This is a genomic window from Streptomyces sp. NPDC001415 (assembly GCF_053597395.1).
Genome location: NZ_JBSFIE010000052.1, coordinates 23,685 through 33,657 on the forward strand (window position 1 = coordinate 23,685; position 9,973 = coordinate 33,657).

Here is a 9,973-nt window from a genome sequence, read left to right on the forward strand (position 1 = left end):
GGGAGCTTGAGGGCTTGGTCTCGGTGTCGCGGCCGGTGTTGGTGGGGCGGTTGCTTCAGCTGGATGCGGCTGGTGGTGTGACGTCGGCGCATGTGCGGGCGGGGGCGCAGCTGGCGGGGGTGCATCCGCGGACGGTGTGGCGGTGGGTGGAGGCGGCGCGCAGTGAGGGCCGTGTGGAGCGTCGGAGGCGTTCCCGGTTCGAGCTGTCGGAGGAGGCGTGGGAGGTACTGGCGCAGGCGGGCGGCAATGTGTCTGTGCTCTACCGGCATTTGAAGGAGTGCGGGGACGGGGATGCGGGGGTGTCGCTGGCTTCGGTGTACCGAGCGGTTCAGCGTGAGCTGGCCTCGGGGCGGGTGTTGCCGGACCGTGCCGTGGTACGCCGGGCGCGGGCTGAGCAGGAGACCCGGCAGGCTCTGTCGGACCTTGCCGTCGCGGGTGTGGGCACCGGCACGCCGTCTGCTTCTGCCGCGGCTGGTCCGGCCTCGCTGACGCCTGCAGGGCGGGAGGCCGCGCTGGCGGGGGACGTGCCGGGCGTGGTGGTGCCGGTGGGGGCTCAGGCGGTGCGTACGGTGTCGGTGCGTGCGGTGGCCGAGGCGGTGGGGCAGGCGATGGCGGCCGGGGGCGCGGCGTGTGTGTTCGGGGATGCGGGGCGGGGCAAGACGGTGGCGCTATGGCGCTGTCGGATCCGCCGGTGGGCTGGGGCGTGTCGTGGGTGCGGGTGCCGGTGCGTCCGTCGGTGTCGGAACTGCGGCGGGCGGTGTTCGAGGCTCTGGTGTTGCCGGGCCGGTTTCCGCACCGTTCGGCCGAGGCCGATGAGCGGATCGTCGGCGCCCTGGACGAGGCTCGGGTGCTGGTGGTGGATGAGGCGCAGCGGTTGCCAGCGCCGTGTCTGGAGTATCTGCAGTCGTTGTGGGACCGCCCGCAGGCCCGGATGGCGCTGGTGCTGTGCGGGGCGGGCAGCGAGCGCGCGGTGGCGCGTGTGCCGCAGTTGGCGTCGCGGGTCTGCGCGTGGCAGGAGGTAGGGCGTCTCGCTGGGAGCGAGGTGGCTGCGACGGTGTCTGCCTTTCATCCGCTGTGGGCTGGCGTCGCGGGTGGGGAGGTGGCGTGGATCGACCAGTCCTGCACGCACGGTGTCTTCCGTACCTGGGCTGCCTTGACGACGCATCTGCAGAACGCGCTGCTTACCGTGCCAGATGCGACGATGGACCGGGCGCTGCTGCGGCGTCTGTTCCGGCGTCTGAGCCCTCCGGCCTGAGCGAATGTGCGGACAGGCGGGGGAGATGGAAGACGGTGGTGCGGTCGGCGCCGCGCGGGGCGGGCTTCCGGAAGCGTCGCGTAACGCGCTGCGCGGTGTGGCGGTGCGTCGGCTGCTCGCTCTGCGGGTGCGGGGCGAGCTGAAGACCGGCCATGTCCGGGTGGCGGCGGATGCGCTGGGGGTGTCGGAGCGCACCGTGTGGCGGTGGCTGGCTGAAGCCGGCCACGACGAACGGGCAGCTGACGAGCCCGGGGCACGGGCCCAGACCGGCACGAGGTTCACGATCACACCGGAGGTCCGCGCGCTGCTGGCGCTGTGGAAGGGCAATGTCGCCGCAGTGCAGCGTGAGCTCGCTGCCCGCGCTGCCGGGCGCCCAGTAGCTGATGTCGGTACACAGGCCGGGCCGCCGCCGGATGTGCCGTCGCTGACGACGCTGCATCGGGCGATCCGTCGTGATCTGACGCCGGGGGAGCGGGCGGGGCTTGCGGGTGGGGAGCGGGCGGCGCGCAAGCATGATGTGTTTCTGGCCAGGCCGCGATCCTGGCGCAACCACGTGTGGGAGACCGATCACGTCCAGGCGCCGGTGCTGGTCGATGTCGACGGCAGGGCCCGCCGGCCGTGGATCACCTGGTTCACCGACTGCGCGACGAACGCGATCACCGGCGTTGCGGTCACGCCGGGGGATCCGTCGCGGGAGTCGGTGCTGGCCGCGCTGCGTTCCGCGGTCTTGCGCGAGGAGCCTTACGGTCCGTTCGGCGGTCTGCCCGAGAAGGTACGGGTCGACCGCGGCAAGGACTTCCTGTCCCGGACGGTGACCGCGGCGTTCGATCTGCTGGACGTGACGGTGGAGGACCTGCCCGCCTACACCCCTCACCTCAAGGGCACCGTGGAGGGCCTGAACCGGGCGGTGGAGAGCATGTTCCTGGCCGCGCTGCCCGGCTACGCCCGCCAGCCGCGTCCCGGCAAACGGGCTTCCCGTCCGAAGGACGAAGTGCTGCTCGGCTTCGAGGACTTCACCGGCAGGCTGCTGGACTGGACGCTCTGGTGGAACACCGAACATCAGCCCGCGCCCTTGCGGGGCAAGACCCCGCTTGAGGCATGGCAGGACGATCCCACCCCGCTGCGGGACGTGCCCGCGGCGGATCTGTGGACGTTCACCCTGGAGGACGCCGGCACCCGCACGCTGACCACCCGCGGCATCCGTTTCATGCCCCACCACGACCACCGCATCGAGGTCTACCACGCGGCCACCGGCCGCTACCTCGGTCCCGCGGACCTGGCCGACCAGGCCACCGACGAACAGATCAGCGCCGTACGAAGAGCGCGGGCCTCCCGCACCCGCCGCCTGAAGAAGGACCTGGAGGCCTCCCAGCGTGAGCGCTACGCCGCCGTGAACCAGCCCGAGGCCCTCCAGCGGCTCGGCGCGCTGACCACCGCGCAGGCCGAGGCCGAACTCGCCCAGACCGCCGACGCCGACCTCGCGCAGCTCGCGATGCCGGACCTCATCCCGCCCGCCGCGCCCCCGGCCGACTGGCGCACCCCTGCTTCCCTGGCCGCGCTGACCACGCCAGGCCCGCCCATCCTGCACCCGTCCGGCCGTGGTGGCGCTTCCGTCCCGGACGGCCGCGACGGGAGGGCTACACCTCTCACCACCGATGAAGACGGAGACGCCTCGTGACCGCGGCCACCTACCAGTACGTCGACCTGCCCGATGCGTCTGTGGTCACCACCCGCGCCCTGCTCACCGCCCGGGAGAACATCGCCGACACGGTCGTCGCGCGGGCCATGATGTGCATCCACGGCGGGGCCGGCTTCGGCAAGACCCTCGCCGTCAACACCTGCCTGCGCGGACTCGAACCGCACGAGGACGTCCGCAAGATCACCTTCCGTGCCCGGCCCACCGCCCGCGCGGTGCGCTACGAGTTGTTCACCGCGCTCGACTTGGCCGGTGAACCGCCGCGCCACCCCAGTGAATTCGACCGTCTACTGAAGACCGCTCTGGCTGAACGCCCTCGTACCTTCCTGGTGGATGAGGCCCAGTGGCTCAACGGGGAGGCGTTCGAATATTTCCGCTATCTGTGGGACGAACCGGCCACCCAGCTGGCGATCATCTTCGTCGGCGGGGAGGGCTGCCACACCGTGCTGCGCCGCGAGCCGATGCTGTCCTCCCGGATCTTCATCTGGCAGCACTTCACCCGCCTCACCCCCAGCGAAGTCCTCGAAGCCATCCCCCTGTTCCACCCCATCTGGGCCGACGCCGACCCCGACGACATCACCTTCGCCGACAGCCACGCCGCACACGGCAACTTCCGCGCCTGGGCCCAGCTGACCCGCCCACACCCGCACCGCCCTGGCCCGCACCGGCCGCCCACGCGTCGACCAAGAGCTGCTGCGCTGGGCCTTCAGCCGCCTCGACCGCCCGTCACCGTGGTCATCGACCGCCATGACCACGTGATTCACACGTACACCGCCCTGGCCGCCCACCATCCGCCGTCCGGCCGGATCACTTTGCACCCCAGCCCGGGCACCACCAGCGAAACCGGCCTCGCCCACGACCTTCTCGCCGCCCTGGAAAAGCCGCCCCTGCTTCCAGGCCGTTTCCCTGGTGGCCGTCAGCCCGCATGGGAAGCCGCCACGGCCTGGATCACTGCTCTTCCCGTCACCCGGCTGATCGTCCTGCGCGCCCACCGCCTCACCGCCCGCCGCGCGATGCGCCTCCTGCAACTGCGCACGCTCACCGGTATCCACCTGATCTTGGTCTGCCACCGCCCCCACCTGCACACCGTGTCGTCGTGCACGAAGCAAGATCAGACTGCCCACCAAGATCAGCACTCATGTCCACCGCAACTGTCGCGAACCCCCACCCACGTGCTCATGCAGAGAGTCGTCCAACAGCCATGCAGAACCTGCGCATGGACTTCCTCATGCTGCTCCCCGGTACCCGGCGAGTAGTGCTGGAAGTCGACGGCATGCAGCACTACACCCGCAACGGCGGCACCGAGCCCGACAGCGCGAAGTACGCCGTCACCATGGCCGGCGACCGCGACCTGAAATTCCGCGGCTACGAGGTGTTCCGGTTCGGCCACGACGAACTCCGCGACCGCGACCGCGCCCAACCTCTGCTCGCTGGCTTCTTCGACAGCCTCCTTGACCGCCCACCCGCCGGTCCGTCTCGGGTGCAGCTGCCCGCACAACCCTGATCGGTGCGCCACGGCTGCTGTCGTTCTACCGCCAAGTCCCGCTAAGGGGTGAAGGCGGGAGAGGTTCCCGCCGGGATGGAGGTACCGCTGTGATCGTCCGACTCTCGGGTGGCCCGCTCGCCGGTCGCGTGCTGGAGACCAACGACGCCCCGTGGACCGGAGACTGGTTTACCGCCGGTGAGGCCGACTGGGGCCTGTACGTTCCCGTGCACCGGGACCCGGCACACGGCATCGTCCTGGCGGAGGTCCAGGTGACTATCCCGCGCCGCCGGTAGCCGGTCCTCGGGCCGCTGCTGCAACACGCGAGCCGCGTTGCATCCCTGACCTGCGGTTACAGTAACTGAAGTCCGTCCAGGACCGTTGTTGCACCACCGGTGTTGCAGCGTCCAGACACACGAGACCCCGGGACCATCGCGGCCCCGGGGTCTCGTGCACTCCGGCTTGACCGCCGCCGCACCCGGTCACCCATGGACCGGGGTGCGCTTCGCTGCGTCGTGGGGCTCCCGCGACACCGTGGACGCGGTCCTGGTGCGCCCGGAGGTGGTGGCGGAGATCAGCGCCGACCGGTCCATCGACCGCGGCGGCGTCTTCCGCCCCCCGCTCCGCTTCCGGCGGCTGCGCCTGGACGTCACAGCCCAGGACGTACCCGGGTGCGGGCAGAGCTGCGCTGCGGCGGCCGGCTGACCGCGCATCGGGACAGCTTCTGATGCGGCGGCGGCCGAGGGAGAGCAATCAGGCCCCCGTCATGGTGATGGGGGCCTGGCTCTCAGCGGGGCGGGCACGCGAGAGAAGCGTCCAACCGCGCCGCCGTCGCGTCGGCTCAGTCGCTCGTTATACGAGGACCTGCTGGTCGTAGATGTGCAAGACGAACGAAGGGTCCCCGCTTCGTGCGGTGGGGACCGGCCCGGCCGTGTAGGCGGCGACAGCGTTCCCGGACCTGTCCACGACCGGCAGCCATGCCGGAAGGGCCGCTGATTCGCGGGGCCGGACAGAAGCCCACGGACCTCGACCTCGCTGACCCCGGTCTCGGCACCTCGCTGGCTGGCACGCTGCCTACCTGGTCAGAGCGTGGCAGTACGGATGATCACTAGGGGGCACATCCCGCCGGAACGGCTGAAAGAGACAAGGTGGCGCGAAGCCGCCACTGGGGCTCACCCGCCCGCCGGTGCTCGAAGTGCAAGGCACAGATTCGGCTGCCGCGAACCAGCTCACCGCTCACCTGGCTGCTGAGCCCCGTAGGTGCGGCGGGTTCGGCCTTCGGGTCGCAAGGCAATCGACGAACCATTCGGATTCCGGTCGTCGGGGACAGCCTGATCATCGCCGCTGACTGGTGTGTGTGGGCGAGGGTGAGGTGACCGGCCGGGGACGTGCCAGCCGACCGGTCGGGGGATTGCTTCAGGTCGTAGTGGCGCTGGTGCGCGCGCGATGGCTGCGCTCGGCGGTGCTGGCGCGGCAGGAAGATGCGGAAAGGCCGCCTCCCGTCGGAAGGGTGACGGCCTCAGCCGGTCTGCACCCTGCCCCCTGGGGGCCGGGGTGAACTCCGAGTCGTGCCCGCCGCGACGGGAGCGTTCAGGCTCTGGGCCGCCCATCCGACATCAACGAGGCCAGGAGATGTCAGTGAGGTGGAGAAGACCGTCGCTCGTGCCCAGGTCAACGAAGGCGCCATAGCCGGTGACGTTGCGTGCGGTAGGGGACGTAGGTGCGGTGTCAGACTCCACCAGTGCCGGGGCCAGCGTGTAGACCCCACGAATCCGGTTCTTCGCGTCCACCACGGGGACCTGTGCAGGGACGAGCCTTCCACCGCTGACGACGGTCACGGGCACATTGTCCGTGTAGTGCAGGCTGAGAGCGCCGATGTCTTCAGGCTTGACCTCGATCGCGGCGCCGTGCTTGGTCGTTAGGCCACCCGACGTTTCGAGCTCCATACTCAGTGAAGACAGGTCCAGGAGGAGCAGGTCTTCCGCGGAGCGCGCTGACAGTTCGGCTCCGGCTTCGAACAACGACGCTGCGGTGCTTTCGGATCCCAGATATGACAGCGTGAGTGTGGCCGGGATGAACTCTCCTCCGCTGACAACAAGCTGGGGCTTGCGGTCCACGTAGCGCAGGCTGAGCGTGCCGATGTCCTCGGGGTTGACCTGATCCGCCGGGATGAGCCTGAGCTCCGTCGTCCCTACGGCCGCTGCGTAGTCCCACGACGGACAGCCATCGAAGACGTAGTCCGCTTCCACCGTCGCGCGGACCGCGTACACCGCCAGAAGGTCACCTGTTTCGTTGACTACTGGCAGCCATGTCAGAACGTACTTTCCCCGCTCGCCGTGATGGCGGGCACGCTGTCGCGGTAGGACAACTCCAGCTGTGCCACCTCTGCGGGGTCGATTTGATCAGCGGTGAGCGGTTCCGGGTCGGCGGTCTGCCCGGGGTTGCCCTTGGCTGTCTCCAGGCGCCAGTACTGTTCTTCGCGCGAAAACCCGGGGTCACGCCAGTCCACGACTTCCAGCGTGAGGGTAGGGTCCTCCAGCTTGGCCGGGATGTACCTCCCCCCGCTGACGACGATCTCGGGCCGCCTCTTCCGGTAGCGCAGGCTCAGTGTGCCGATGTCCTCCGGCTTGGCCTCGGTTGCGAAGGCTTCACGGCCCAGGGACCAGGAGGCGGCGTAGGTGATGTCAAACAGGCCGAAGTGGGGTGTGCTCTCAGACACGGTGTCTCCTCGCTGGCCGGCGGGTTGCCGTCCTGGTCAGAGCGTTGCAGTACGGAGCGTGACCGGTCTACGACTCCCAGCGGAACGGCCGGGAATCGACATAGTGGCGCAAACCGCCCCCTGCGGTGGCGGGCGGGCCCAAGAGCGGGCCCCGGATGGGCGCACTCGACAGCGGGGTGAGCCGACCCGCCTTGCTTCGCTGCCGGCTGTCGGCGCCCGCCCTGACGCGAGGCTGCCGCCCCTCGCCCCGCACGGCCGCCGCCCAAGTGCTGGGCACGGTGGAGGTGCTGGAGTCGTCCAACTCCGGCACCACGTCCTCACCGCGGCTGGCTCGGACACAGAACGTGGCGTGCTCGCTCAGGCGGGCCCGGTGGAGCGGCAGCGCGGCAGCCTGGGGGAGTTCATCGGCCGGCGGCCGGACTCGCGCCCCCTGGCCGGGGCCTACGCTCCCAGGACTTCGTCGAAGTAGCCGGGTCCGGTGGTGGGGATGGTCTGGAGGGCGTTGGTGTAGCGGCGGGTCTGGGTCTGCCAGGCGTGGTAGCCGCTCATCCAGGCTTCCATGATCTCGACATACGTGGTCACGGCGGTCTGCTCCGGGCCGGTGAGGCCGAGCTGGTGGCACATGGGCGGGACCTGGCGGGCCTGTTCCCGGAACCGCTCGACCCGCTGTTCGACTTCCTGCCGGGCGGCTTCGATCGCTTCCTGACGGCTGTACCCCTGGGTGTGTTCGAGGACGAGAACGAGGTTGTCCATGTCGCCGCGGGCTTCCTCCTTCTCCAGGGAGTAGACGTCGTTGCACATGAACGTGACGTCGATGGCGGCCTGCCGCATGATCCGCAGCTGCGGACTGTGGAGGGCGCCGGCGGGGATGGTGATGCCGGCGGCCCGTTCACCCAGTGACAGCGGCAGATCGGTGCCGGCTATGCCGCGCCGCACCTGCAGATACGTTTCCATGTCGGCGGGCGTCCCGCGGAGCCGGCCGATCGCCTCGTGGGCCTGGGTGGCGAAGTAGTACTCCCACTCGTACGCGGTCCGCGCCGCCCAGCCCGGGTGCGCGCCGTCGGTGCAGCGCGCCCAGAGGTCGGCGAACGCGACCGAGCACGCGTCCGCCCCCGGTGCGGGGGCGGCGCCGTGCACGATGTCGATCAGCTGCTGGCTGACGGCCGCGGCGCGGGCGGGGTCCTGGCCGAGGGGGCCGTCGAACTGGTCGTCGAAGACGAAGAAGAACGCCATCGCGTCCGCGCACAGGTCCAGGGCCCACCCGGTGGCGTTGGGGAAGCCGTAGGCGGCCAGGAGCGGCATGTCCCACGACGCGTACCACTTCAGCGACCGGCCCTCCCCGACCAGACCCATGCGCCGCACCCAGGCCGGATTGCGCTGCCGGGCGCCTGCCAGGTCCGGGCTGACCGAGCGGGGGAAGGGCAGATGGAATTCGATGTCCTGCGGCACGTGTCCTCCGTGAAACGAGCTGGTCACGGCCGGATGGTGCCATGATCCGCTGCTGATGCGGAGTTCACCGTCTCCCGGTTCCGCAGCGTGACGAAGCTGCTTGTCGGTCAGATAGTGGCCGGTTTCCACTGGGTGGGCTGCGTGCCTGGGCCTGCCGGTGTGCAGGGACCCCTGGCGTCTGGGCGCTGTTGCGCAGCGGCAGCGCCCGGGTGGGGCCGGTGCAGTAAGGCGGCCGGGGAGCGCCGGGGCTTCACGTGTCTCACCCAGGGCTGGCGGGCAGCGGTGTGGACGTGAATTCAAGAAGACCGTTTCGGTCTGTTTCCTGGCTGATTGCCGTCTTCGGGGGATCTGTGCAGACCGGAGGTCCTAGCGTCGACGCGGTGTCCGTTCCGGTCGCCGGTGGATGGGTGGAAGGGGACTTCGATGGCCAATGAGGAGTGGACGGAGCAGGAGCGCCTGGAGCGGGTTCGGGCCCTGTTGTCGGGGTCGCGCGCGCAGGCGCGGGTCGGGCGGGCGCTGGCGCAAAGCGGTGGGTACGGCAACGTGCTGGTCGGGGTGATGCTGCACGGAGCGGACCGGGTGAGGCAGGGGCACACTCCCTCCGATCTGGAGCGGATGATGCTCGACGTCCTCAAGACGGTCATGCCGGACACGGAGGCGCGCGAGTGGGGGCGGGTCTACCGCGAGTCGGTGGCGCGGGGCCAGGCGGAGCTGGTGCCCGCGGTCATCCGGAACCTGCCGGTGAGCCAGGGCTACACGGTCGCGGATCTGCGGCGTGACCTTCCGCACGTGGTGAGCGCGGCCCTCGCGCGTCCCAACGTCCGGGTCGTGGATCCGTATGCGGTGGCGACCGGACAGCCCGAGGACCCGGCGTTCCTCGAAGCGATGCGGGAGGCGGGAATGGGGGTCACCGCTTCCGCCCGCCCCTCGGTGTCCGGGTCCGCCGCCGCGGCCGCCGACGGAGCGGCTGCGCCGGAGGGGGAGGTGCCGGGCGAACCGGGGGTGGCCGGTCCCGCGGCGGCGCAGGAGTTCCGGGTGAAGCTGGAGCTGGAGAGCTTCTACGTTCACCGGGAGGTGGGGGACCAGTGGTGGAGTGACGACGAGATCTACTGGACCGCCGCCACCAGCGCCGGCCGCGACACGGGCAAGACGTTCCACTCCAAGGAGTTCCAGGACGTCCACAAGGGCGAGACGTTCACTTTCCCCACCGACAACAAGGTCCTCTTCGACGGCACCTTCAAGGACTTCCTGGCGACGACAATCATCGCCTGGGAGGCCGACCAGAGCAGTGCCGCCTGGTTCGCGGAGCTGAAGAAGGCCCTCAACCAGGCCCTCGCCAGCCTGCGCATCCTGATGACCTTCGACTCGGTC

At 70.1% G+C, this 9,973-nt stretch carries 10 protein-coding genes; 7 read left to right on the forward strand and 3 right to left on the reverse strand.

The annotated features are described in order from the left end of the window. Positions 1–670: 670 nt before the first annotated feature. From ACWC2B_RS36035 to ACWC2B_RS36060, 6 genes are all read left to right on the forward strand, one after another. A complete protein-coding gene (locus tag ACWC2B_RS36035) occupies positions 671–1,255 on the forward strand; it encodes an AAA family ATPase (RefSeq protein ID WP_450724240.1) in 585 nt (194 codons plus the stop codon). A 103-nt stretch (positions 1,256–1,358) separates the two neighbouring features. Continuing rightward, positions 1,359–2,933 carry an integrase catalytic domain-containing protein gene (locus ACWC2B_RS36040; protein ID WP_450724260.1) on the forward strand — a complete coding sequence of 525 codons (1,575 nt, stop codon included), beginning with the start codon at positions 1,359–1,361 and terminating at the stop codon, positions 2,931–2,933. Then, positions 2,930–4,207, forward strand: a complete 1,278-nt coding sequence (locus ACWC2B_RS36045; RefSeq protein ID WP_450724242.1) for an AAA family ATPase — start codon at positions 2,930–2,932, stop codon at positions 4,205–4,207. Before ACWC2B_RS36040 ends, ACWC2B_RS36045 begins: the two co-directional genes overlap by 4 nt. Then, positions 4,207–4,455 (forward strand): hypothetical protein, encoded by a 249-nt coding sequence (locus ACWC2B_RS36050; RefSeq protein WP_450724244.1) that lies wholly within the window; start codon positions 4,207–4,209, stop codon positions 4,453–4,455. The genes ACWC2B_RS36045 and ACWC2B_RS36050 overlap by 1 nt, the downstream gene beginning before the upstream one ends. An 89-nt stretch (positions 4,456–4,544) precedes the next feature. Then, positions 4,545–4,730 carry a hypothetical protein gene (locus ACWC2B_RS36055; RefSeq protein ID WP_450724246.1) on the forward strand — a complete coding sequence of 62 codons (186 nt, stop codon included), beginning with the start codon at positions 4,545–4,547 and terminating at the stop codon, positions 4,728–4,730. Positions 4,731–4,932: 202 nt separating this feature from the next. Then, positions 4,933–5,139, forward strand: a complete 207-nt coding sequence (locus ACWC2B_RS36060; RefSeq protein WP_450724248.1) for a hypothetical protein — start codon at positions 4,933–4,935, stop codon at positions 5,137–5,139. 911 nt (positions 5,140–6,050) lie between these two features. Here ACWC2B_RS36060 and ACWC2B_RS36065 read toward each other — a convergent pair. The 3 genes from ACWC2B_RS36065 to ACWC2B_RS36075 form a co-directional block, all read right to left on the reverse strand. Next, a complete protein-coding gene (locus tag ACWC2B_RS36065) occupies positions 6,051–6,704 on the reverse strand; it encodes a hypothetical protein (protein WP_450724250.1) in 654 nt (217 codons plus the stop codon). A gap of 41 nt (positions 6,705–6,745) precedes the next feature. Next, positions 6,746–7,153 (reverse strand): hypothetical protein, encoded by a 408-nt coding sequence (locus tag ACWC2B_RS36070; protein ID WP_450724252.1) that lies wholly within the window; start codon positions 7,151–7,153, stop codon positions 6,746–6,748. A 441-nt stretch (positions 7,154–7,594) separates the two neighbouring features. Next, the gene (locus tag ACWC2B_RS36075) at positions 7,595–8,629 is read right to left on the reverse strand and encodes a terpene synthase family protein (RefSeq protein WP_450724254.1); all 1,035 of its coding nucleotides are present in this window, start codon (positions 8,627–8,629) and stop codon (positions 7,595–7,597) included. Positions 8,630–9,025: 396 nt separating this feature from the next. On the opposite strand from ACWC2B_RS36075, the gene ACWC2B_RS36080 reads away from it, so the two are divergent. After that, the coding region (locus ACWC2B_RS36080) for a hypothetical protein (protein WP_450724256.1) at positions 9,026–9,973 on the forward strand (948 nt) is incomplete at its 3' end.